This is a genomic window from Arthrobacter glycogeni (genome assembly GCF_054511155.1).
Genome location: NZ_JBTNDE010000002.1, coordinates 176785 through 200988 on the forward strand (window position 1 = coordinate 176785; position 24204 = coordinate 200988).

A 24204-nucleotide genomic window follows, 5' to 3' on the forward strand; every position below is an offset into this window, starting at 1 on the left:
GTTGCAGCAGGTTCCGGGGTATTCCACCGACCTTCTCTCTACCGAACCGAATGTAGTCGTCAATCACAACGGCGTGGTCCGGGAAGTGGATGCGGTCAGCCTCACCCGGGAACTTGGTTCCTCACTTCCGGCCCAGGCCTCCGCCGGCTCAAGCATCGCTGCCGCGACGGGATCTATCCTCTGGTCATTGCCCGAGGACACTCAGGAACGTTCCGACCATCCGTGGAAGACCGGGGCGTTTCCGCCAAAGCCAGGCGACTCGATCACCATCGACGTCGGATACGGTGACGCCCTCGTCAGGGTCTTCACAGGGTTGATCGATGACACCTCCGGTTCGGTCGCGTCTAACGAGATCAAGTCCAAAATTGTTGACGGCATCGATCGGCTGAAGGTGCCCGTCAGCCTAGAAGCGCTGCAGGCTGTCATGCCCCCGAACAACAGTGGCGGCGAGTACCGGTACATCGGGATCACCCCAACCTTCTTCACCGACAAGTTCCTTCGAGCTGGTGGTTTCTTTTCCACCCCGGCGCAGGAGAACGCCTGCGTGTTCTCCGCAACCCTTATGGGATCGGCGTGGCCGGAACGGGGCAGGGTCCGCGACTCAAGCGCCGTCGACGTCGTCGGATCGCCCTCATGGGTCACAGTGCCTTGGGGTCAGGCAGCCTATTCCCTGAACACCAACTACACGCCGGCATTCTCACCCGCCTATGACGGCAAGCTAAACCAGACCATGCAGATGAGCTTCTGCGTTGACCCTGGCTACTCAGGTGGGGTAGCGAGTGGTTCCTTCACCGTCTGGTGGGCCGCCGACTACGTCCGTGTGAACATCAGCGCCACGGGTTCCGTTATCGCTGAATCCAAGGCGGCCGGCGTGGTCACCGAAGCGTGCCGGCTGGCCATCAACACCTCAACCGTTTTCACTCTGAGAGTTTCTCCCGCGGGTGCATGGACGTTGCGGTCCGATAATGGCCGTGAAATCACAGGGAATGTGGCGATATCGACCCAACAGGCCACGACAGCATTTGACCACATCGAAGTGTTTTCCGGACACCAGGCTAAATATCCTCTCGGCGGTGTCCAGGTCTGCTTCACCTCGGTGTATGCGGCCGTCAACCACGTCAGGAATACGTCTCTGGCACCGGCTGCCCACCGATTTAGCCTGAAAGCCTCGCCAGCGATAGAGAGCCGTTCAGCTTTACAACTGCTGAAAGAACAAGCCGCGGCCGAATGCGCGGCGATGACCATCGATGAGTGGGGAAGCCTCCGGTGGACCAACCGAGACATCCTCACCACGTCACCCCCGGTGACTACTTTCAGTTCCTCGAAGGATCTTCAGGACATCGCATGGGAATCTAGCACCCGACATGCCCGGGCCGAACTGACCATCACCTATATGGAACCATTGCCGGATCTGTCGCGGTGGGTGAACAAGTTGGCTTGGCAAGGGCCAAGCGAATCGATGGAGGCATTCCAGACGTCGGAGTACTTCGTTGAACCGCCTGCAGACGTGGACTGGGTGATGCTCGATACGACCTTCACCGAACTCGGCGACGTCGGATCCACATCAGACTTCAATCGCGGCTGGGGATCCTTCTCTGGGGGCATCATCACCGACGGCACCGCCGAAGCACCACCAGGGAGCGCGCTATCCGTCGTGGCGACGGTGATCGATACCAGAACAATCAAGATCAAAACCAGCATCGGCGCGCTCCCCGTCGGCAACACCTTCGAACTGCGCACCAGCACCACATCCTCGAGCATCTGGCCGAAGTGGCTGAAACAAAATCTGCCAATCCTGCGCTGCGGAGGGATCACCACCTGGCACAAGCGCCGCCTGACCGGAGCCAACACCGGACCGATCACCGCAGCCACTATCGAACACGACGTCGGCTGGTGGATCCAAGACCCCACAGCTCTCCAGACGCTCGCTGACTGGCTTTCATTGGAGCTTTCGAAGCCTAAGCCGGTGATCAGGAGCATGGAAGTGTCTCCCGAGCCGCGGCTGCAGCTCGCCGATATTGCCACGGTCGAAGACCAGGCGCTCACACGGTTGTCCCTGACCTGTCTTGCCGCGGGGATCAGCTTGGACGTGAAAAGCAGTGAGAGCTCCGTCGAGTTCACTCAGTCACTCATGGTCCGTGTTCTCGATGACTCCGCCGGCGTGACCAACGCCGAAATGGACGAAGCCTATAGGGCCACTAGCAACCAATCGTTCGACACGGCATGGGCTCCTGAGACCAATGCTGTCCTCGATTCCGACCCACTACGGAAGGCCTGACGCATGGCAAATATGAGATCAGTTGGCGCCAATGGTTTGAAGTCCATCACGTCCGCCGAGCTTGTTGACCGGGTCGATGATTGGCTCGAAGCAATCGTCGCGGTGGATAACGCACTGAACGCAGTGAAGTGGGACAAGGGCGTCAACACTGCCGACCTGAACACCATTCAGGCGTCGGGGAGGTGGACGCAGAATGCCACCACCACACCGAACCTACCTCTCGCTGTCTCTGGGGACTTGGTCGTGGCTTGGGGTGCAACCACCGGTGTGCAGCGATACACGACCCGCGAAGCAATGCCACGCGTCTACCGTCGCTCCTACCAGGCGGCGGCCTGGGGTGCATGGGACTTCGCTTACGGGCGGGGAGTCGCTGAATCCAAGACCTACACGGACGAACGCGACGAGGCTTACCGCACCGTGGATCGGGCGTTGTGGCGGTCGGAGGATGACGGGCATCAGGCCGCGGCGGAGGCCGCCGCGAAGGCGTACACGGATGCTCAGGTGCTGTTGGATCGGAACCGTCTTACACCGCTGGAAGCGGATAAGTGGAACAAGGGGGAAGTCCCTGTCGGGACGAACCTCGATACCTGGTACGCGGCGGCGAACGCGGGGGCGTGGAAGATCAGCTCCGCACCCAGCACCCGGACGATCACCGGGCTACCGACTGGGGAGGACGCCCTCGGCTCGTTCGTCGTTGATCCGGGGATCGGGTTCCAGACGTACAAAACCTACGCCACCGGCAAGATCTGGTACCGGGTGCTGATTTCCATTACTTCGAAGGCGTGGTCCGTGTGGAAGGACCTCGCAGTGACCCCGATCCTGAACCGGGGCGGAATCCCGAACAACGCAGCCCTGGACACCTGGTACACGGCGGCGTTCGATGGCCGGTGGTCGATCGGGTCCACGACGTCGGCGAACACCATGACGGGCCTGCCGATCAGCTCGGCGGGAAACTTCTGGGTCTCGAACGCCGGCGGCAACATCGCCTCGCAGGTATTCCAGGCCTACACCGGGGCCGGGTACTGGGTCCGGAGCATCACCAGCCTGACCGGCCCGACCTGGTCCGCGTGGAAGGACCTTACCGCCGAGCCTCCAGCACCGACGGTCCCCCCGGATTACGCCCTCAGGCATCAGATCAAGGCACAGTCCGCGAAAGCCCTCTCCGGCGGTGTCCTGGGCACCGGGGGCCTACCGTTCATCGTGCTGCGCTTTGATGACTGGCATGCCGCGTTCCGGACCAAGGTCGCCGACGTGCTGCGCGCGAACAACTTGCCCTGCATCATGGCGTGCACGATCAACAACATCGTGGCCGATTCGACCTACCCGGAAATCCAGTCGTGGCACATCAACGACGGATTCGCTGTGATCGCGCATTCCTACACGCACGGGCCGGCGTCGACGGAAGCTGAGCTGACCCGCGAAATTGTGGATTCAGCGGACGTGATGGAAGCGAACATGAACCTCCTGGTCCTGAAGTGGGCGATGCCAGGCACAGGGGCTGCCGTCCCTTACGGCGGCTACTACGGGGCGACGGAAGCTGACTTCCACTCGACCATCGCGGGGAACCTCCTGATGTCCCGGTACGGCATCGTGTACGGGGCACGCGGCGGGCATCTCGCCCCGCAGGGCGGGCACGTCCTCGGGCAGGGCCACGTCACCTACGAAAAGTCCACCCTCGAAGCGTTCCAGGGGCTGGTCAACGCGGCGAAGAAAGGCGCCTACAGCCAGGTCATGATGCTCCACCCCGGCCAGTTAGACAACACCGTCGACGGGTACATGACCACGGCGACGTTCACCGCGTGCATGCAATGGTTGGCCGCCGAACGTGACGCCGGCCGGATCATGATCGGCACGGCGAACGCGATCCCCGCACTGACGCCAACCAGCACCTACCGGCACAACCTCCTCTCCGGGTCATTCACCACCCTCGATGGGTGGTTTGGTACCGGGTGGACGGCCGCCGGGGGAATCGCCACGTCACCGGCGAGCACGGCGGCGCTGTCCACGAACGGGCGGTGGGACGCGTCGAAGTCGCTGCAGGGAGGGACCCGGGAAACCCATGTCGTGGTCCGTTCCGCAGCGGCGAACAGTGTGAAGGTCCGCCTCGCCGGCGGAACGATCATCGCCACGGAGAAAACCTTCGCCATCCCCGGTGATGGGGCGTGGCATGACCTGCGGAAGTTCTTCACCATACCCGCGTCCGGGCTTAACGGCGTGGACATCTTCATCAACTCCACCACTGGGGTCACCTTCGATGTCCGCGAAGCCAACATGTGGGCGGCATGACAGGGCCCCGCCCACATTCGAGTTGGCCTCGGCCGGAAAGGAGCGACTCTTCATGCGATTGAAGCGCCCACGTATCAACGGTTACCGGGGAACATTCCAGCTCCTCTTCGCTGGAGCCTACATTTTCATTGGCCGTTCCTACCTGAAGCCGCCCGGCCCTGACCGGGAGAACACTCTGCACTGGTTCACCGAACTACTTCCTATGTCTGCATTGGGGTGGATGTGGATCAGCTGCGCGGTAATCGGCATCTTGGGTGCGTTCGCCTCGAGGCCTGCAGACGCGGTGTCTTTCGCGGCGCTCTGCTTTGCGCCCATGGCCCTGTGCGTCCTGAACACCATCGGCTGGTTGACGGGCTACAACTCTTCCGGCTGGGAAGTCGCGTCCATCTACTTGTTTTTCTCGGGGGTGCCTTTCGTAGTCGCGGCGATGCAGGCCGATAAGGACCGTGACAAGAGGGCGGTGACCTTATGAGCGAGACAACAGCGCTCGGACTGATCGGTGTAGTCCTCTCCGCCTTGATCGCCGGGTTCTTCGGTTTACGGGCGGCCATGGCCACCGCGAAGGTAAACCGTGAAGAGAACGCAGTGACCTTCTCCGGCGACTTGCTCAAGGAAGTCCGTGACCTACGCACAGACCTTGCAGCGGTCGAGAAGGAAGTACGGACTTTGCGGTCCGATCTCGACGCCGTCACCGAGTTGTTCAAAGCAGCCATCAACTTCAGCGAGGGGGTCATGTTGTGGGCCCTCGGCGGATGCCACGGACCCATGCCGCGTGTGCCGATCACACTGCGCAAATATTTCGACCCGTCCCTGATTGACGAGCACGAGCGTCAGCAGGCTAACCCAAAAGCCTGACAGGTCTCGTCAGGAAACCCGCACCTAAGCCCCACTCCCGGGGCTTTTTTCATGCCCTCTGAAAGGCGATTGACATGGCCCTTATCCCTGGCAAGAAACCGGATCCCCAACCGGAGAACCAACCGCACCACGACCACATCCTTCCTGATGCTGAGTGGGCCCAGGTGGTCAAGCATGCCCAGCAGGTCCGGGATGCCGACGACGAAAGTGAGACAGAGTAATGGTCGCCCCAGTCGTCAACATGCCCAACACTGTCAAGCACAACGGCATGTCCGGGATGGTCACCCAGCTATTCACTCAGCACAGCGCGCAGTGCCCCCTCCGCGGGGGCTACGCGGTGTCGCTGACCAACTGGGCGAACACACCACTCCCTGCCGGTCCAGTGGCTTCCTGGCATTCCTTCGTCGACCCGATTGCCCGGGTCCGCATGGTGCCCTGGCATCTCGCAGCTTGGGTGCAGGGGTATGCCAATCCATTCGCGTTCGGGGTCGAGGCAGCCGGCTACGCAGAGTTCAGCGAAGAGGAATGGCTCACGCCGGAAGGACTCAAGCAGCTCGAGAACCTTGCCCACGAGTGGGTCTACTACTGGGAGATTGAGAAGTCCCAGGGAAATGCCATTCCGCTGCGCTGGCTCGAAACGTGGGAAGTCGAAGCCGTCATGGCCGGCAACCGGGACATCAAAGGGTTCTGCACTCACGGACAGATCGAACCTGCCAGCCGGTGGGATCCGGGGCCCAACTTCCCGTACACACGACTGATGGACCGGATCAAGCAGATCCTTGCACCTGGCGAAACTCCGCCACCAGTGCTGAAGCCCAAGCCGAAACCTGAACCGAAAGAGTGGTACGAAATGGCAATCCCTAAGGAAGACCTCAGAAGCATTCACGACGCCATCTGGCATGGCACGCCCGGCGCGAAGCTCATCCAGAACCGCCTCGACAAGAAGGGCGAGTGGGCTGAGACCGCGTTAGGCTCCCTCACGGACCGGATCGTTCGTCAGCAGCTCGCGCCTATGCGGCAGCAGGCCGCGTCGCAGGACGCGCAGATCAACTCCCTCGTCGGCGCAATTGCCGCACTATCCAAGGGCGAGTCATTCGACGAGGCGAAGCTGCTCGCCGGCGTCAAGGCATCCGCGGCCGCCGGAGTGAAGGAAGCCGTCGATTCGATCGAGAAGACCGAGACAACCACCGTCACCATCAAGGAGGGCTGACCCATGGCCATCACCCAACAGGATCACCCCTGGCGGGCCACCGCCCGCACCATGTTCGCCGCGATCGTCGCTGGCGCGGTCCTCGGCCCGCCGATCTTCACAGCCATCACCATGGGCAACCCGGAAGGCGCCACCGGCTATGCTGCGATCGCTTTGGGCATCTGCGGCGCCATAACCCGGATCATGGCCATACCCGGGGTGAACCACTTCCTCGAACGGTTCCTCCCGTTCCTCGCCGCCGCACCCAAACCCGACGTCGTTCAGGGCGAAACCATTCCGGACGGCGACGGAATACACCGCGCCTGACCCGATTACGAAGAAGCCCCCGCTGTCCTCACGGATGGCGGGGGCTTTCTTTGCGTTAAGCCCGAAGGCCCCTCTGCGGAGCGTGCACACTCTGCTTTCGGGGCCTTGCATTCTCAAGGATACGGCGCGCTTGGAATTATTGTCTAGCCCTAATCGTCGCCGCCGGCGAGTACCCTCGTCAGCATGACACACGGATTCCACGGCGACGCGTGGGGCATGGCTCCCGGGGCGCGGAACTGGCGGCCACCCTTGCAGGTGGAGGTGCCGGATCCCGCCGTTGTGCACACCACCAACAAGACGATGCCACTATGGGTCGAGCTCAACTACCCGGACGGCAGCTCCAAGACAGAGAAGGCGTTCGCCGTGGCGTGGACAGATACTTCTGTCCACATCCAATGGGTCGAGAACAGCCTTGCGCGCTTTGCCTGGATAACGCTAGGGCAGGTCAGCCGCAGGCAGTTGGAGTAGAGGTAGCGCCCACATGCAACCGAGGACAGCGATCATCAAACCGCACTCGGGACGGTATCGAGGTACTCCGCGACGAGCTCAGGATCAAATACATCGAGCGATTCTCGTATTTCAGCGTACAGAGCAGCAGGACTCGCATTAAGTGCTACGTATCTGCCGTCCGTATACACAGACTTTGGCGCGAGAGCAGCGAGGCCGCGCACGAGAGACTCGATCTCCGACACAGACATATCGTGATTCTTCGTGGCCAAGAAGGCCGCGAGGCTCTCGAAGACAATGGGCGCCTTCTTCTCGCTGTTTTCGACCAAGGTCTCGACCAAGACCGCGACCGGTGGACGTGGAATACGGGCTTCGGTTGACTGCGCATTTACCCACGCGCGAGTAGCTTCGGGGCTTCGCGTGTCGAATAAAGGACGAAGATCAGCCGGGTTGAGACCCTGAAGCGCAAACAACTCAACAAGCCTAGCCAGATCGTCTACTCGAATTGCTGTTATCTCATCGTTGGCACATACGTCGTTGATCAATCCTTCAGCATCGAGCGCGCCCTGAAAATCGGGGGCTATCAGCAGAGTAAAGGAGGGCACGACTTCGAGACCATGCCGCGCAGATGCCTTCTCGCGGTGCACGCGAAGCACCGATGTGCGCGCCGTGTCAGCCCTAATTCTCCCTGGAGTCTTGGTTGCGATCGCAACATCCGAATTCTCTGATAGCACTTCGCGGACAGAGTCTTTCGTGGACTTGGCATCATATGTAAATGCGTAGGATGAACTTACGTCCCCCCGGCGTCCCAGGCGCGCGGTTGCAATGCCGTCCGCCCCGTGCTGTGCGCCTCCGAGACGAATAACCGAAAATCCGAGGAGTTCGAGGGCGTCGCCAACCGCGTCTTCCAAGGCGTTCTCATCGTTCGTTGCATCGCGGAGACGCTGAGCGATGATCGGAGCAGAACGTGGGAAGCGAAGGGTGAGCTCACGTAAGAATGCGTCGCGTCTACGCATTACTCGCTCGATAATTTCAGGGGAAATGTTCTCATCGAGCAAGTACGCCTGAGTAAGAATTTCACTTAGACCTAGGAGCTTGAGCGGCTCAGAAACCGTCTTTCCGCCAATATAATTGTTTACGAATGGGTGGGTTTGATTAAGGATGACGGCCCGACGGACGGGGTCGTACACAGCCATCGGCTCGGCCGAATCGTGCTCCTCGAGGAGCACGCTGTCGATTACGTCACCACCATCTGCAAGGATTTTCTCCGCGTCCCCTACACCCTTATCACTCAGTCCCAAACTGTGAGCGACTGCGATCTCACCCGATACGGCTCGCTGAAGCATCCGCCGCAGCGGACCCTGACTTAGCGCGGTACTTGGCTTTGCGAGGCGGCCGTTCTTCGCAATGTTTGAGATAACGTCTCCGTCATCCTGCTCCGTTGAGACAGCGCGAGCCTTATTGAAGACGGCGAGGAGATAGTTCTTCAGCTCCTGCAGGGGCTTTGACTCTTTCAAGTTTTCGCGGGCGCTCGCAACCTGGTCATCGAGATCATCCGCGTCGACTTCCATCCTGAATCGGGTAAGTGTGCCGTGTCGGAGTTCGGGTCCGACAGAGAAATCAGCTTCGTACAGATTAATGAGCCTTCCACGAACCCGAACGAAGAAGCCATGACTTCGCGCCATGTCTTCGCTACGCCCGCGCGCGAGTGGCTGCCTGTAGAGAGTTGCCTGCCCCCGAACTATGCCCGCATTTGGAAGGCGGATAGCGGGAACCTTAACGGTCTTGCCAGACTCCAATACCTCGACTTCGATCCCCTCCCCAGGCCCCCAAGGACGTTCGGCACTCTTTGGAAGTGTGTTGTCCTGTTTGCCCGCGAGGAACGACCAGAGCTCTTCACCGTCGACTTTTGACGACTTCACTTCGTCGTCGTTCATCCACAGCTGGAATTCGGGGTTCAAAGGAAGCGCACTGCGAAGGACCCAGCGGAGGCGTCCCAATTTGATGTCTCTCGCCGTCGGCTTAAGGTTCGAGAGCAGCGCAGCAGTCCAATGCTCTAAATTGGGAAGCGCCTCGAGCACCTTCGATGTCTGCGCCACGGCAGTACCCGCGAGCGATTGCTCGACCGCATCCAAGGCTTGTTGCTTTGTCAGTCGGACCACATCAAGCGAAAGGTTGACGCCGTCCATCAGCTCCGCGGTATGCGCGACGCGACCGTAGTCCATTGTGACCGCAAGGTACTCACCGTCTCTGTGGACAATATAGGTGAGTTGCTTAGCCAAGACGTAGGTGGCAAGCTTTCCAATTCCGAATTTACCGACAGGTTTACTGCGTCCCGGAGGAGGAGTGTTGCTGCGCTTCCTAGACTCACCGATCTTCCATAAATCCGCCAGCCCCTCAAGCGTCATGCTTTCACCATCATCAATCACTAAAAGCGTTGCACCGTTCGCTGAGAGGTCCGACGAAAGGTAGACCCAAACCTCCCGAGCCCCAGCGTCGTAAGAGTTCGTGATCAACTCTTCGAACGTCTTATTGGGCGAGCTATAAAGCCCTTCCGAGAAACGCTCGATGATGCCATACGAAATCTTTACAGGAATCTCTCCCACATGCTCATCGCTTGGGACAAGGCTTGTGATCTCTACCGTGTTCCCCCCACTAGCCTCAACGGATGGGGTAGAGACAACGACCGGCTCGATAACCTGATCATCATTTTTGACAGTGTTCACGGAGCTAACCTCTACTTCTTCACAACGGTGAGCACGACTTCAGAGCGCATCCTCTTAGCCATTGACGATGATTGATCGCGGGTACGGACGGGAAGATACCGGCGGTTCTCCGGCAACTCACGTTCGATGCGAGCTTGTCGTTCAAAACCGGCTGCTTCGTAGGCCAAGCGAACGAGCACGTCGTTTTGGATATAGTTCCCCCGGAGAGTGGAATTCCCAATCACGGTTATCACCTCAGCGCCCTTCTTACATACGCGACTCAATTCTTGAGAGAAGCGAGCAAGATCATGCGCATAGCGGGTGATCGTCGCGAGGGGGAGGTGATCAGGCTCATCCACTGAATCTTTGATGAATTCGATCATGTTGTTCACCTGCTTTAGCGCGTCCCCGTCCAACGCCCGTTCGGCTCCAATGCTGTTCGACCGAATCTTTCGTAGCTCGGCGATCGTGTGCCCTAACCAAATCAGCGACATCTTATGCCCGCGGAGGTAGTCGATCGCGTTGAGATACGGCGGAGACGTGATGACTAGATCTATAGATGCGGAAGGCAGCGTGAGTGACCGCGCGTCCCCTCTGATTACCTCGACGCTACCCGTGAGAACCCGCTGGTCGAGCAGCTTCTTGAGGCTTGCGACAGAACCTTCAAACCCCCGGTAAACGTCGTAGTCAGACTCTGTTGCTACACGATGGGGCCTACTGTGAGAAGTGTCCGCGGCGAGCGACGCCTTTGGTGACTTCGTGATGATGATCCGGCTCAAAGCGATCTGGAGCGCTTCACGAATGGCTGCGTCGGTGACGGCGTCCAGTTCGCGCGCTAGCCGGTTGAGTTGGGTCCTTTGATTCGCCGCAAACCAAAACTCTGCAAACTTCACGGTCTCTGGGTCATCCCAGCGAGGCTCACTGAACGCTGAATCGCGCGCCCGATCACATACCCGCTGAGCTTCTGCGGCTAGATCATCCGTGTCTACCGTTCGCGTTGCCACCGAGCTCATAAGAACAGCCAGAGGGTCGACATCAAACCCCCGGACTATATGTCCTCGGCTGGCAGCTGCGGCTAGGACGGTCCCCGACCCACACATTGGATCTAGAACGTTTAGAGCTGCGTCACCCGACATCGCATCAAGGTGATCAAGGGCAATGTCTGGCGCCATTCTAGCTGGGAACGGGTGGATCGTCCTTGCGCCCATGAGGATTCCTTTGGTTCATACATGTCGGCGCGAGCAGGAGTGCTCTAGAGGCCGTTCATCGTCACATCCTCTCAGCGTGAGGTGACCCAGGTCAAAGTAATGGAGGCGTGTTCGCGAGTACTTGCGGTCCTATCGCTTTCGCGTTCATCGATAGCTAATACCTCTGGCCTATCCCGGATTAAGTTAGACTCGGTTGTTCGCCTCTGTAGTCCAACGGATAAGACAGCCCTCTCCTAAAGGGCAGATCCGGGTTCGATTCCCGGCGGGGGCACTCAGGCCACTTGTAGCGTATCCATCGCCTGCCGCCTGGCGGCGTCGGTCACGAGAGTGTATATCTGCGTAGTTGCCAGCGACTCGTGCCGCAGCAGCTCCTGCACCGTCCTGAGATCCACGCCGTTCTGGACGAGGGTCGATCCAAAGTAGTGCCGCAGCTGGTGAGGTGTACCGAGGACGTCCGCTCGTTGCATGGCCCGCTTGATTGCTCGGCTGACTGAGTTGGCAGCCACGCTTCGTGCTGGGTCGTCGGCCGATGGGAACCAATAGCCTCGCAGGGGAAAGCTGCTGGCAAACAGCACGACCGTCTGGTGCAGGGGTAGGTAGGCGATCTTCCCACCTTTCCCATTGACCACGAGTGTCCGGTTGTGAAGGTCGACATCCTGCCCTTGGATCTTGGCGATCTCGTGAACACGAAGTCCTTGCAGCGAGCCGAGCAGAATCATCATGCGGCAGTTCCGCCGCTGCGCTGCTTCGAGGATCAGGCGGAGGTCTCCGTGGGTAACGGGGCGGGGCACGCCTTTCGGCGGCCGCGGGGCCGGCGTCTTCAGAGTTGGGTCATCTACTCGTTGCTCGGTTCGGACGAGCCAGCGTGAGTAGGCCCTGAGGTGCTTGTGATAGGTGGCTCGGGTAGCTTGCCGTATCCCTGGCCGGGCTAGGTATCCGATGATCTGGTGGGGCTGGATCTCCTTCGGTTCAGCTCCCGAGGTCATGAGGAAGTGCCGGATGAAGTACTCGCGGTCTTCGATCGTTCGGCGTGAGAGACCTTGTGCGGATTGCCAGTGTTTCCACTGGGCGAGAGTGGTGTCTGTTTCTTGTCCCATGGAATCTGACACTAAGCGCAGATCCGGCTTACCCGTGCCATCCGGTAGCGGATCGTTATCGGGCTGACCTGCAGGGACGTAACCATTAGGGCCCCTATCGGGGAGATCTCTCTGAGGTATCCCCTTCCCCAAACTCCCGCTGACCCCGACCCCGCTCAAAAGCATTTGCCCACGATCAAGAGACCCGCCACTCTGAGGAGGCGTGTCTGGCTGTGGCCTTGGGCCCAGGTGTACTGCCGGGACCTCCCGCAGACGGTTCTGCGGGTTCAGGAGGGTTGTGACCGTGCCCCTGCTGGTTTCGCGCGGAGAGGGGCTGTGAGACGCGCTGAGGCTGTCTCCTGCTGGCCTGGCTTCCAAGGGTCCTCTCCCGTAAACTGGGGGAAGTGCAATCGTGAAGCCTGGTACTGCAGGTGATTGCCTCGCCCGCCGGTTGTTGCAAGCTTCCGGCGGGCTTTTTCGTGTGGTCTAGGTGGTTCGACTCGCGCTCATGCTGAGCACCTGTGCCGTTCGGCGTAACCCTCGGCAGATCCCCGTCCGTCATCGTCTGCGAACCAGTTCAGTCCGAGGTCGCACGGTTCGCAGTAGGCGCGGTACTGAGTACCGCCGCCGACAATCCGGACGGCCATCGCGCTATGACGACAGGTGTAGATCTCCACGCTGCGCTCGCAGGCTGCCAGCGAGCTCACGCTGCGACCAAGCCGAGCTCACCAGGCGCAGCTGGATAGAGTGGGATGACGGTGCAGTTTGCACCTGTGTCCTGCTTGTAAAGGGAAGGTCGTCGGTTCGATTCCGGCCAGGGGCACCAACGCGACGGGTGGCCGATGACCAAATTTGCACCGTACCGCCTTAACCCCGTCCCGCTTCTCGGCTACCTCGGCGGTGCATGGACGGTGGACCGCACCTTGCAGGATCTGTCCTCCGGCCTGGCAGGCACCTTCAGTGGCACTGCGTCGTTCACGCCCGACGACGACGGCGCCCTCCTCCACCGGGAACGGGGCACCCTGGTCTGGGCCGGGTCCTCCCCCGCTCCGGCGACCCGGGAATTGCTCTGGCGGGCAGCAGGATCTGCACCTTCAGCTGAGGTGTTTTTCCCGGATGGCCGCTACTTCCACGGCCTCGACCTCACCACCGGGAAGGATTCGCCGGTGCACCAGTGCGCGCCCGATGTCTATCGTGGGCACTTTGTGCTGGTTGACGCGGACAGCTGGCACTACACCTGGTGGGTCAGCGGACCGCAGAAGGATCTCAGGTTGGTGACCCGGCTCCGCCGGGTCACCGAAACCGAGTCGTCGGGAAGCGCCACGCAGGCGTAATGTCTGGCCCTATGACCCATTTGTTCCTCCGGCGCATCCCCCAACTGCTGATTGGCCTGTTCTGCTATGGCTTCGCCATTGCCATGATGATCAAGGCCGGAATCGGCGTCTCGCCGTGGGACGTGCTCGGGCAGGGCACCGCGCTACAAACAGGCCTCCCCTTCGGCGTCGCCACCAATATCATCGGCCTACTCGTGCTTCTGCTGTGGATTCCCATCCGGCAGAAGCCCGGCGTCGGAACCGTCCTCAACGTGGCCCTGGTGGGGCCCAGCGCCGAGGTGGGTCTGGCCGTACTCCCGGTGCCCACCGAACTGTGGGCGCAGATCCTCTTTTTTGCCGGTGGCCTCACCCTGTTGGCACTGGCGACCGGGCTCTACATCGGGGCGCGGATGGGCCCCGGCCCGCGGGACGGACTGATGACCGGCATCCACCGGAAGTGGGGGTGGAAGATCTGGAAGGTTCGCACCCTGATCGAGCTCACTGTGCTCACCATCGGGTGGGTCCTCGGCGGCACGGTCGGCGTCGGAACCGTCGCGTTTGCCCTCCTGATTGGGCCGATGGTCAACGCGGCGTTGCCGCTGCTCCATATTCCGGACCCCCGGCCGCGAGGCTCGGCAGGCGACGCGGCCCCGGCCACCTAAGCGGCGCCCACCCATCCCGGCGACCTAGAGTCCAGGAGCCACGTTCTTCCGGACAGCAAACTGGGTGCGGTGCAGTTCCGCATACCGTCCGCCACGGTCCAGCAGTTCCTCGTGATTGCCTCGCTCGGCAATCTGGCCGTCCTCGATCACCAGGATCTGGTCGGCGGTGCGGATGGTGGACAGCCGGTGCGCGATCACGATTGCCGTGCGACCCTCAAGAGCTTCACTCAGTGCCGCCTGAACCGCGGCCTCGGACGTTGAATCGAGGGCCGCCGTCGCCTCGTCGAGGATGACCACCCGCGGCTGGGCGAGCAGGAGCCGGGCAATGGTCATCCGCTGGCGTTCACCGCCGGAGAGCCGGTAGCCCCGCTCTCCGACCATTGTGTCCAGCTGATCGGGGAGCGACCGGATCAGCTGCTCCAGCCGGGCCCGCCGGATGGCATCCCACATCTCGTCCACTGTCGCTTCGGGCCGGGCCAGCAACAGGTTGGAACGGATGGTTTCATGGAAGAGGTGACCATCCTGGGTGACCATTCCCATGGTGTGCCTGAGCGACTCGAACGTCACATCCCGCACATCGGTGCCGGCCAAACGGACCGCTCCGCTGTCGACGTCATACAGTCGCGCCAACAGCTGGGCGATCGTCGACTTCCCAGCACCGGATGACCCCACGAGGGCGATTGTCTGCCCCGGCTCCACCCGGAACGACACCCCGTGCAGCACCTCTTCACCACCGCGGGTATCGAGGGTGGCAACCTCCTCCAGGGAGGCAAGCGAGACCTTGTCCGCCGAAGGATAAGCGAACCGGACGTCGTCGAACTCCACCGACACCGGCCCGTCGGGGATGGTATCGGCCTGCGGCTTTTCCTTGATCAGCGGGTCAAGGTCGAGGACCTCGAAAACCCGTTCGAAGCTCACCAGCGCGCTCATGATCTCCACGCGGGCGTTCGCCAGGTTGGTCAACGGTGCGTACAGGCGGGTCAGCAGCAGCGCGAGGGTCACCACTTCGCCGGTATTCAGGGCCCCGTTCAGAGCCAACGCGCCACCCAGTCCGTACACCAGGGCGAGGGCCAGCGCCGACACCAGCATCAGAGCGGTCACGAACACCCATTGCAGCATGGCCATGCGCACGCCGATATCGCGGACCCTCGCGGCGCGCACAGCGAACTCGTGCGACTCCTCCTGCGGGCGGCCGAACAGTTTTACCAGGGTGGCGCCGGGGGCCGAGAAGCGCTCGGTCATCTGCGTGCTCATGGCTGAGTTGTGGTCGGCGGCTTCGCGGCGCAGGGCGGCGAGGCGGTTCCCCATCCGCCGGGCCGGGAGCAGGAAGACCGGCAGCATCACGATGGCCAGCACTGTGACCAGCACCGACGTCGTCAGCATGACGACCAGCGTCAGTGCCAGCGCCACGACGTTGCTGACCACGCCGGAAAGGGTGCCGCTAAAGGCTTGCTGGGCGCCGATCACATCGTTGTTCAGCCTGCTGACCAGGGCGCCCGTCCGGGTGCGGGTGAAAAATGCGATGGGCATTTTCTGCACATGGTCGAACACCCTGGTGCGCAGGTCAAGGATGACCCCCTCACCGATGCGGGAGGAATACCAGCGGGTGGCCATACCCACCACCGCGTCGGCGACCGCCACCAGCGCAATGACGACGGCGAGCCACACCACCGTCTGGAGGCCTGTGCCCGCGATAATCTCGTTGACCACCTGCCCGGCAAGGACCGGTGTCGCGACGGCAAGGAAGGCCGACACCACCGACAGCGCGATGAAGAAGATCAGTTTGGTCCGGTAGGGCTCAGCGAACGCGAGGATCCGCTTGAGCGTTTCCCTCGAGAATTTGTTGTTGCTGTCCTTGGCGGTGGAAATCCGGTAAAGGGAATTCCAGGCAGCGCCTTCCATGCTCATGTACTAGCCTCCATTGCTCAGGTCTTCAGCTTATGCCCGCAAAGAGCCCCGCACGGGCCGGGAGAACCGGGGTTGGCCGGATCACACGGGTCTCCGGAACTAATTTCGCTGAGGGCTTTGTTGCACTATGTGGCTGCCCGCTTTGTGCCAGCCCAACCTGGCGCGATAGAACGGCAGGAGACCTCCCAGCACCCCCCAGTCATTAAGGACCCAGCAATGAACACCCGTCGTCTTTCAATCCTTGGCGCAGCCACCGCTCTCACCCTCTCCCTGGCCGCCTGCGGTGGCGGGGAAGCGTCTTCCGACGGGTCCGCGGACGACAGCGCGTCCGCCGGATCCACCACGCTCCAGGAGATCCAGGACGCGGGAGTCATCACCGTCGGCACCGAGGGCACCTACCGTCCCTTCACCTTCCATGAGGGCGGCGCCGGCGATCTGACCGGGTTCGACGTTGAGGTCATCACTGCCGTCGCCGAGGAACTCGGTGTTGAGGCTCAGTTCGAGGAAACCCAGTGGGACGCCATCTTCGCCGGACTCGATGCCGGCCGGTTCGACGTCATCGCCAACCAGGTGTCAATCACCGATGAGCGCCTGGAAACCTATGACTTCTCCGACCCTTACACGGTCAGCACCGGTGTCATCGTGACCACCGCCGACAACACCGACATCGCCTCCTTCGAGGACCTTGAGGGGAAGACCACCGCCCAGTCGCTGACCAGCAACTGGCACACGCTGGCGCAGGAAAGCGGCGCCGAGATTGAGGCAGTCGAAGGGTGGGCGCAGTCGGTTGCACTCCTGGAGCAGGGACGGGTCGACGCCACCATCAACGACACGCTGACCTACCTGGACTACCAGCAGACCAACCCCACCGATGCGATCAAGATTGCCGCCGAGACCGATGAGGAATCGCTGAGCGCCTTCGCCTTCACCAAGGGCAGCGACGACCTGATTGCCGCCGTAGATGAGGCGCTCGCCTCCCTGCGCGCAGACGGTACGCTTGCCGAGATCTCGGAGAAGTACTTCGGGTCCAACGTCACCGAATAGCACCGGCTAGCACCGAATAGCACCGGCTAAGTACACGGAGGAACACTATCGACTGGACACTGTTCTGGGATTCGCTCGGCCCGCTGGTCCTGGCTGGGCTGACGGGCACCATCCCACTGTCCCTGGCGTCGTTTGTCCTCGGCCTGCTCCTGGCGCTGCTGATCGCCCTGATGCGATTGAGCAGCAACCGGTTCGCGTCGGGAGTGGCCAGGACGTACGTGTCGATCATCAGGGGTACTCCCCTGTTGGTGCAGCTGTTCGTCATCTTCTACGGCCTGCCGTCAATCGGCGTGGTGATCCCTCCCTGGCCCAGCGCCATCATCGCGTTCTCCCTGAATGTGGCGGGCTATGCGGCCGAGATTATCCGCGCCGCGATCCTGTCGGTACCCAAAGGCCAGTGGGAGGCGGGGCACACCATCGGGATGTCACGCGCCCGCACGATGCGCCGCATCATCCTGCCCCAGGCCGCCCGCGTCTCGGTACCGCCGCTGTCCAACACCTTTATCAGCCTGGTGAAGGACACCTCCCTCGCGTCCCTGATCCTGGTGACCGAGCTGTTCAGGCAGGCGGAGGAGATCGCCGCGTTCAGCCAGCAATTCATGATGTTGTATCTGGAGGCCGCGCTGGTCTACTGGGTGTTCTGCCTCGTCCTTTCCAGCGGGCAGTCCTATCTGGAGAAGAGGTTGGATCGCTATGTCGCACACTGAACCCACCAGCGCCGCCGGGCAGCAAGGCAACTTGCTCACCGTGACGGGCCTGAGCAAAGCCTTCGGCGAAAACGTAGTGCTGAAATCGATTGACCTCGCCGTCCGACCCGGACAAGTGACAGCCCTGATCGGCCCGTCCGGCTCCGGCAAAACCACTGTGCTGAGGTGTCTTAATGGGCTTGAGACTCCCGACGGCGGTGTCGTCTCGATCTCCGGTGGCCCGTCCTTGAACTTCGGCCGCCCGGTCAAGACGAAGGACCTGTCGGCGCTACGGGACCAAAGCGCCATGGTCTTTCAGCACTACAACCTGTTTCCCCACATGACCGTTCTGGAGAATGTGATCGAGGGACCGGTACAGGTGAAGAAGACCCGCCGGGCCGACGCCATCCGGGACGCCGAGTCGCTGCTGGCACGGGTGGGACTGGCCGACAAGAAAGACCAGTACCCGTTCGAGCTCTCGGGTGGACAACAGCAACGGGTGGGTATCGTGCGCGCCCTGGCGTTGAAGCCCGCGCTGCTACTCTTTGACGAACCCACCTCGGCGCTCGATCCGGAGCTAGTGGGTGAAGTCCTGGGTGTCATCAAGGAACTCGCCGACGAACAATGGACCATGGTGATCGTCACCCATGAGCTGGCCTTCGCCCGGGAGGTCGCCGATGAGGTGGTTTTCATGGACGGGGGCGTGGTGATCGAACGTGGCCACCCCGACACCGTGCTGCGGGCACCCAACGAGGAGCGGACCCAACGGTTCGTCCAGCGGCTCCTCCACCCGTTCTGATCCATTCATCGCCGTCCCCGTCAGGAGATCGAGTATGTCCCAGCTCACCGCCGCCCAGCAGGAGGATGTCCAGCAGTGGCGCAGCTTCCGCGAGCGCCGGGACGCTTCCCTGGCCGCGGGGCATGGCTGGCTGACCCTCACCTCGTTGCAGTGGCTCCCGGCGGTGCCGTCAGCTTTGGACTTGGTGCCCGGGCTCTGGAGCGCCAGCGAGCCTGGCTTCGGTCCCGGAGCCACCCTCACTGCCCAGGCAGGTGATGGACTGACCGCGGTTCGTACCGGCCTGCCCGTCACCGGCCCCCTCACGCTGGTCCTGAACGACGGCGCGTCCGAGAACTGGGTGCGATATCAGGACACCGTCGTCGAACTCGCAGTCCGCGGCGACCGCTACGTGGTGCGCACGCGTGACAACACAGCTCCCACATTTACCGGGTTCGACGGCGTGCCGGTCTACGGGTACAGTCCCGGCGCCGTCGTTGAGGGCAGGTACCTGCCCTACCCGACGCCCCGTGAGATGCCGATCCGGACCGCCCACCCCGCGGTCCCCGACGTGATTCAGGCGGCCGGATCGGTCTCGTTTACCCTCGGCGGTGTCGCCCAGACCCTCGTGGTAGAGCAACAGCGCGATGGCGCACTGAAAGTGGCATTCCACGACGAGACGAATGGGCGTACCACCGCCCGGTGGCGCTTCCTCATCACCGATCAGGTGCGGCCGGGCGGTCTGGTCACCCTCGACTTCAACCGCTCGTTGAACTACCCGAGCGCGTTTACCCCGTTTGGTACCTGCCCCATGCCACCTGCTGGAAACCAGATCAGCGTCCCGGTCGAAGCCGGGGAGCGGAAGCCAGTTAGGCCTCCCCACCTAGCTAGCCCGCCGCCGACCCTCACCTAGCTAGCCCGCCGCCGCCGCCGTGGCACCAGCCCGGCGCCACCCCTCTCCGGTGGGGACGCTGGACCCAGGTGGCCGACATTCCCACCCCGGATCTCCAGGTTGACCCCATGGGTCCATGCCGCTCACCGGGTTGACCCTGCGGGTCCAGAGCGAAGCGGGCTAACTGTATTGTCCCGTCAGGCCGCGGTCGCGCCCAGCTCGCGGCGTACCAGCGGCAGCACCTCGGTGCCCAGAAGTTCGATCGCTTCCAGCACCTGGGCCTGGGGCACGGAAGACCAGTCCAGCTGCAGGATGTGCCGGTCGTGGCGCATCTGGGAGTGGGCCAGTACGATCTTCTCCGCTACTTCCTCGGGGTTCCCCACAAAAACGGCCCCCGAACGTGCGGCCTGCATGTTGTAGGTGATTTCGCTGGGCGTCGGAAAGCCTCGTTCCGAGGAGATCCGCTTCATCGTGTCCAGCCAGTACGGCTTGAAAGTGGATTGCGCGTCCTTCCTCAACACCAGTCCGACGCCGCTGAGTCCCACCTTCAGGGTTGCGGGGTCATGCCCGGCGTCGGCGGCCGTCTGGCGGTACAGCTGTGCGTGCTGGGCGAAGTTCCCCACCGTTCCGCCGAGCAACGCAAAGATCACCGGTGTGCCCAGCCGTGCGGCGCGCACCGATGACGCCGGCGTCCCACCGGTAGCGATCCAGATATCCAGGTGCCCCGAGGCGGGCCGCGGCAGGATCAGGGCATCATCCAGCGCCGCACGGAACTTGCCACTCCAGGTGATGCGTTCGGCAGCGTCGAGCTGCAGCAGCAGCCGGATCTTCTCTTCGTACAGCTCCTCGTAGTCGCCGAGCTCGGCCCCGAACAGGGGATAGGACTCGATGAAGGATCCCCGCCCGGCGGTCAGCTCGGCCCGCCCACCCGAGAGCAGGTCAAGGGTAGCGAACTGCTGGTAGACCCGCACCGGGTCCTCAGTGCTCAGGACGGTGACGGCTGAACCGAGGTGGATGGTGCTGGTCTGCGCCGCTGCGGCCGCGAGTACCGGCACCACCGACGAGACAGCGTAGTCGGACCGGTGATGCTCGCCGATCCCAAAATAGTCAAGCCCCACCTGATCGGCGAGCCGGGCCCGCTCCAGCAGGTCGGCCAGCCGCTGCTGCGGCGAGACCCGTTCCCCCGTCACCGGGTTGGGGTGGAGGTCGCCGAAGCTGTAGATGCCAAGTTCCATAGTGCGTGCAACCCCTGACGTCGGTTGGTCTAGGCGGCGATCCGCTGCGGGTGCGTGTAGCAGTTCAGTGAGGTGCCGCGGCTGAACCCCACCAGGGTGATGCCAGTGTCTTCGGCGAGGTCGGCAGCCAACGACGACGGCGCGCTGACCGCCGACAGCACGGGGATCCCCGCGAGCTGAGCCTTCTGCACCAGTTCAAACGAAGCGCGACCCGACACCTGCAGGATGGTCCCCTTCAAAGGCAGCATTCCTTCGCGCAGGGCCCAGCCCACCACCTTGTCGACGGCGTTATGGCGGCCCACGTCCTCACGAAGGCATAACAATTCGCCGTCCCGGGTGAACAGTCCCGCCGCGTGCACGCCACCGGTCGAGTCGAACAGTTTTTGCGACTCGCGCAGCCGGTCGGGCAACCCGGCGAGCGCCGGAAGCGAAACCTGGGCGTCGTCGTCGTGCACGTCAAAGCGGGAGGACTTGCGCACCGCATCGATTGAGGCTGTGCCGCAGATCCCGCAGGAACTTGACGTGTACACGTGACGTTCCATCGCGGTATCCGGCAGCACCACATCGGGCCTGAGCTGGGACTCCACCACGTTGAACGTCTGTTGCCCTGCGTCATCCACTCCCGCGCAGTACCGCAGGCTGACCAGCTGTCCGGGCTCCCAGATGATGCCCTCGGACACCAGGAAACCAGCCACCAAGTCGAAGTCATCCCCGGGGGTGCGCATGGTCACTGAAAAGGACCGGGAACTCAATCGGATCTCCAACGGTTCCTCGCCGGCAAGAATATCCTCACGACGGCTGATCCCATTTTCCGGTGCGCCAACACGGAATCTGGTGATTTGGCGGCGCTGACTTACGCGCTTTTTCAATCTGTACTCCTACCCTTGTCCTAGGATGAGACTAGTGGACTTCTGACCCGAGGATGTGATGGCAATGGCGACTCGTGCGCCCAAGGATGGAATCAACGAAGCCGAAATTAAGGTCGGCAAGCCGAAAAGGCAGGCGGTGGGTCTTCCCGCCGTCCTCAACTCTCTGAAAATTTCGCTGGATCAGATGGGTCCGGTGCGCAGCGTGCAGACGCTACTGTCAGTCAACCAGACCGAAGGTTTCGACTGCATGGGCTGCGCCTGGCCCGAAGGTGACAAACGACACACTGCAGAGTTCTGCGAAAACGGCGCCAAGGCTGTCGCCGAAGAAGCGACCCGCCGCACCGTGACGCCGTCGTTCTTCGAAAAGCACTCAATCGAAGAACTCAACGAGCGTGACGAGTACTGGCTCGGCCAGCAGGGTCGCATTACCCACCCGATGCTCCTCGATGAAGGCGGCACCCATTACCGTCCAGTGTCCTGGGACACGGCATACGACATCATCGTCGAGGAGCTCGCCGCACTCGATAGCCCCAACGAGGCAGTGTTCTACACCTCGGGACGAACCTCCAACGAAGCAGCGTTCCTGTACCAGTTGATGGTGCGCGGTATCGGCACCAACAACCTCCCTGACTGCTCCAACATGTGCCACGAGTCCTCCGGCTCCGCTCTGACCCAAACCATCGGCATCGGCAAGGGGACGGTGTCCCTTGAGGATGTCGACAAGGCCCCGCTGATCCTGGTTGCCGGCCAAAACCCGGGCACCAATCACCCCCGGATGCTCACCTCGCTGGAGAAGGCCAAAAAGAACGGCGGCCAGATCGTCGCGATCAACCCGCTGCCCGAAGCGGGGCTGCTGCGCTTCGAGAACCCGCAAAAGATCTCCGGAATTCTTGGCACCAAGTTCGGCGGCGGCACCCAGTTGGCCGACGACTTCCTGCAGATCCGCCTCGGCGGGGACCAGGCACTCTTCCAGGGCCTCGGCAAGCATCTGCTGGAGCAGGAGGAAAAGACCGGGACGGTCTTCGACCACCAGTTCATCAAGGAACACACCACCGGCCTGGAGGAATACCTGCAGGAACTTCGGGACGTCTCCTGGGACGAGATTGTCGAAGCCAGCGGGATCCCCAAGTCGCAGATCACCTCGGTGGGCGACCGGATGATCGCCTCCCCCGGCACCGTGGTCTGCTGGGCGATGGGCCTGACCCAGCACAAGCACTCCGTGAAGACGCTGCGCGATGTGGTCAACGTCCTGCTGCTGCAGGGCAACATCGGCAAGCCGGGTGCCGGCGTCTGTCCGGTGCGCGGCCACTCCAACGTGCAGGGCGACCGCACCATGGGCATCTTCGAGCGCATGCCCGACGGCTTCCACGACTCGCTGGACTCCCACTTCAACTTCGCCTCGCCACGTAAGCACGGCGTCGATGTCGTTGCAGCCATCCGATCCATGCGCGACGGCGGCGCTAAGGTCTTCATGGCGATGGGCGGCAACTTTGTGCGAGCCACCCCCGACTCCGACGTCACCGATAAGGCGCTCCGCAACACTCGCCTCACGGTCCAGGTGTCAACGAAGATGAACCGTTCCCACCTGATCACCGGCCGCCGTGCCCTGATCCTCCCGGCCCTGGGCCGGACGGATAGGGACACCCAGGCGAGCGGTGACCAGCGTGTCACGGTCGAGGATTCGATGAGCGCGGTGCATGCGTCCCGGGGGCGGCTCCGTCCCCCCGGACCAGACGTGCGCTCGGAGATCTCGATCGTGTGCGAGCTCGGTGACCGGTTGTTCGCCCGACCCGAAAGCCCGTTCCGCGACAACGCCCCCCAGCTCGACTGGGTCGCGGCGCAGGCCGACTACTCGGTGATCCGGAACCACATCGAAGTAGTCATCCCGGGTTTCGAGAACTACAACACGCGGATCGAAACCGGCGGATTTGTGCTGCCGAATGGTCCCCGCGACGGCAGGATGTTCACCACTCCGTCAGGCAAGGCAGTATTCACCGGCAACACCCTCGAGTACCCCAAGGTCCCTGAGGGCAGGCTCCTGCTGCAGACCCTGCGGTCGCACGACCAGTACAACACCACCATCTACGGCAAGGACGACCGTTACCGCGGCATCCACGGCGGACGACGAGTGGTACTGGTCCACGAGGACGACCTGGCCGCCGCCGGGATCGCGGAAGGGGAAATAGTGCATCTGGTGTCTCAGTTCTCCGATGGTGTGGAACGGCGGGCCGAGAACTTCAGGGCCGTCACCTACCCCACACCGCGGGGCTGCGCCGCCGCGTATTACCCGGAAACCAACGTCCTGGTGCCGTTGGATTCAACAGCCGACGTCAGCGGAACGCCGACCTCCAAGTCGGTCATCATCCGGCTCGAAAAGATCGCCTGAGCTAAACACGATCTGAGCTAGACCTACAGAAGCCCCCGTTCATGCGAACGGGGGCTTCTGTAG

At 62.2% G+C, this 24204-nt stretch carries 21 protein-coding genes and 1 tRNA gene; 16 read left to right on the forward strand and 6 right to left on the reverse strand.

What is annotated here, in order from left to right; genetic code table 11:
• Position 1: 1 nt before the first annotated feature.
• The 8 genes from ACX80O_RS02390 (at position 2) to ACX80O_RS02425 (ending at position 7403) form a co-directional block, all read left to right on the forward strand.
• The gene (locus ACX80O_RS02390) at positions 2–2278 is read left to right on the forward strand and encodes a hypothetical protein (protein ID WP_459332401.1); all 2277 of its coding nucleotides are present in this window, start codon (positions 2–4) and stop codon (positions 2276–2278) included.
• 3 nt (positions 2279–2281) lie between these two features.
• Positions 2282–4564 carry a polysaccharide deacetylase family protein gene (locus ACX80O_RS02395; protein WP_459332402.1) on the forward strand — a complete coding sequence of 761 codons (2283 nt, stop codon included), beginning with the start codon at positions 2282–2284 and terminating at the stop codon, positions 4562–4564.
• Between the two features lie 52 nt (positions 4565–4616).
• Positions 4617–5036, forward strand: a complete 420-nt coding sequence (locus ACX80O_RS02400; protein WP_459332403.1) for a hypothetical protein — start codon at positions 4617–4619, stop codon at positions 5034–5036.
• On the forward strand, positions 5033–5419 hold the full coding sequence (locus tag ACX80O_RS02405) for a hypothetical protein (RefSeq protein WP_459332404.1): 387 nt from the start codon (positions 5033–5035) through the stop codon (positions 5417–5419). The genes ACX80O_RS02400 and ACX80O_RS02405 overlap by 4 nt, the downstream gene beginning before the upstream one ends.
• A gap of 74 nt (positions 5420–5493) precedes the next feature.
• Positions 5494–5640, forward strand: a complete 147-nt coding sequence (locus ACX80O_RS02410) for a hypothetical protein (RefSeq protein ID WP_459332405.1) — start codon at positions 5494–5496, stop codon at positions 5638–5640.
• A 20-nt stretch (positions 5641–5660) separates the two neighbouring features.
• Positions 5661–6629, forward strand: coding sequence for an N-acetylmuramoyl-L-alanine amidase (locus tag ACX80O_RS02415; protein ID WP_459332406.1), 969 nt, complete (start codon positions 5661–5663; stop codon positions 6627–6629).
• A 3-nt stretch (positions 6630–6632) separates the two neighbouring features.
• Positions 6633–6935, forward strand: a complete 303-nt coding sequence (locus ACX80O_RS02420; protein ID WP_459332407.1) for a hypothetical protein — start codon at positions 6633–6635, stop codon at positions 6933–6935.
• A 183-nt stretch (positions 6936–7118) separates the two neighbouring features.
• Entirely contained in the window at positions 7119–7403 is a 285-nt protein-coding gene (locus ACX80O_RS02425) for a hypothetical protein (protein ID WP_459332408.1), read from the forward strand.
• A 35-nt stretch (positions 7404–7438) separates the two neighbouring features.
• On the opposite strand, the gene ACX80O_RS02430 is transcribed toward ACX80O_RS02425, so the two are convergent.
• Both ACX80O_RS02430 and ACX80O_RS02435 read right to left on the reverse strand, forming a co-directional pair.
• Complete coding sequence (locus tag ACX80O_RS02430; protein WP_459332409.1) at positions 7439–10108, reverse strand: ATP-binding protein; 2670 nt, start codon at positions 10106–10108, stop codon at positions 7439–7441.
• A gap of 11 nt (positions 10109–10119) precedes the next feature.
• Positions 10120–10980 carry a hypothetical protein gene (locus tag ACX80O_RS02435; RefSeq protein WP_459332410.1) on the reverse strand — a complete coding sequence of 287 codons (861 nt, stop codon included), beginning with the start codon at positions 10978–10980 and terminating at the stop codon, positions 10120–10122.
• Positions 10981–11494: 514 nt separating this feature from the next.
• Here ACX80O_RS02435 and ACX80O_RS02440 point away from each other — a divergent pair.
• A tRNA-Arg gene (locus tag ACX80O_RS02440) sits at positions 11495–11566 on the forward strand.
• Between the two features lies 1 nt (position 11567).
• Here the strand turns inward: ACX80O_RS02440 and ACX80O_RS02445 are convergent.
• Entirely contained in the window at positions 11568–12086 is a 519-nt protein-coding gene (locus tag ACX80O_RS02445) for a tyrosine-type recombinase/integrase (RefSeq protein ID WP_459332411.1), read from the reverse strand.
• A 1127-nt stretch (positions 12087–13213) separates the two neighbouring features.
• On the opposite strand from ACX80O_RS02445, the gene ACX80O_RS02450 reads away from it, so the two are divergent.
• Entirely contained in the window at positions 13214–13705 is a 492-nt protein-coding gene (locus ACX80O_RS02450) for a DUF6314 family protein (protein WP_459332412.1), read from the forward strand.
• An 11-nt stretch (positions 13706–13716) separates the two neighbouring features.
• On the forward strand, positions 13717–14346 hold the full coding sequence (gene yczE, locus ACX80O_RS02455) for a membrane protein YczE (protein WP_459305299.1): 630 nt from the start codon (positions 13717–13719) through the stop codon (positions 14344–14346).
• A gap of 24 nt (positions 14347–14370) precedes the next feature.
• On the opposite strand, the gene ACX80O_RS02460 is transcribed toward yczE, so the two are convergent.
• Entirely contained in the window at positions 14371–16254 is a 1884-nt protein-coding gene (locus tag ACX80O_RS02460) for an ABC transporter ATP-binding protein (RefSeq protein ID WP_459332413.1), read from the reverse strand.
• A gap of 216 nt (positions 16255–16470) precedes the next feature.
• Between ACX80O_RS02460 and ACX80O_RS02465 the strand changes: the two genes are divergently transcribed.
• From ACX80O_RS02465 to ACX80O_RS02480, 4 genes are read left to right on the forward strand one after another with little or no spacing between them, the layout of a single operon-like run.
• Positions 16471–17298 carry an amino acid ABC transporter substrate-binding protein gene (locus ACX80O_RS02465; RefSeq protein ID WP_459305301.1) on the forward strand — a complete coding sequence of 276 codons (828 nt, stop codon included), beginning with the start codon at positions 16471–16473 and terminating at the stop codon, positions 17296–17298.
• A 47-nt stretch (positions 17299–17345) separates the two neighbouring features.
• Positions 17346–18005 (forward strand): amino acid ABC transporter permease, encoded by a 660-nt coding sequence (locus ACX80O_RS02470; RefSeq protein WP_459332443.1) that lies wholly within the window; start codon positions 17346–17348, stop codon positions 18003–18005.
• Positions 17992–18783 carry an amino acid ABC transporter ATP-binding protein gene (locus ACX80O_RS02475; protein WP_459305302.1) on the forward strand — a complete coding sequence of 264 codons (792 nt, stop codon included), beginning with the start codon at positions 17992–17994 and terminating at the stop codon, positions 18781–18783. Before ACX80O_RS02470 ends, ACX80O_RS02475 begins: the two co-directional genes overlap by 14 nt.
• Positions 18784–18817: 34 nt before the next feature.
• Positions 18818–19672: a DUF1684 domain-containing protein gene (locus tag ACX80O_RS02480; RefSeq protein WP_459332414.1), complete on the forward strand. Its 855-nt coding sequence runs from the start codon at positions 18818–18820 to the stop codon at positions 19670–19672.
• Positions 19673–19848: 176 nt separating this feature from the next.
• Here the strand turns inward: ACX80O_RS02480 and ACX80O_RS02485 are convergent, their stop codons facing one another.
• Positions 19849–20886, reverse strand: coding sequence for an LLM class flavin-dependent oxidoreductase (locus ACX80O_RS02485; RefSeq protein ID WP_459305304.1), 1038 nt, complete (start codon positions 20884–20886; stop codon positions 19849–19851).
• 29 nt (positions 20887–20915) lie between these two features.
• Positions 20916–21755 (reverse strand): formate dehydrogenase accessory sulfurtransferase FdhD, encoded by an 840-nt coding sequence (fdhD, locus tag ACX80O_RS02490; RefSeq protein WP_459332415.1) that lies wholly within the window; start codon positions 21753–21755, stop codon positions 20916–20918.
• 64 nt (positions 21756–21819) lie between these two features.
• On the opposite strand from fdhD, the gene ACX80O_RS02495 reads away from it, so the two are divergent.
• A complete protein-coding gene (locus ACX80O_RS02495; RefSeq protein WP_459332416.1) occupies positions 21820–24141 on the forward strand; it encodes an FdhF/YdeP family oxidoreductase in 2322 nt (773 codons plus the stop codon).
• The last annotated feature ends 63 nt before the right edge of the window (positions 24142–24204 follow it).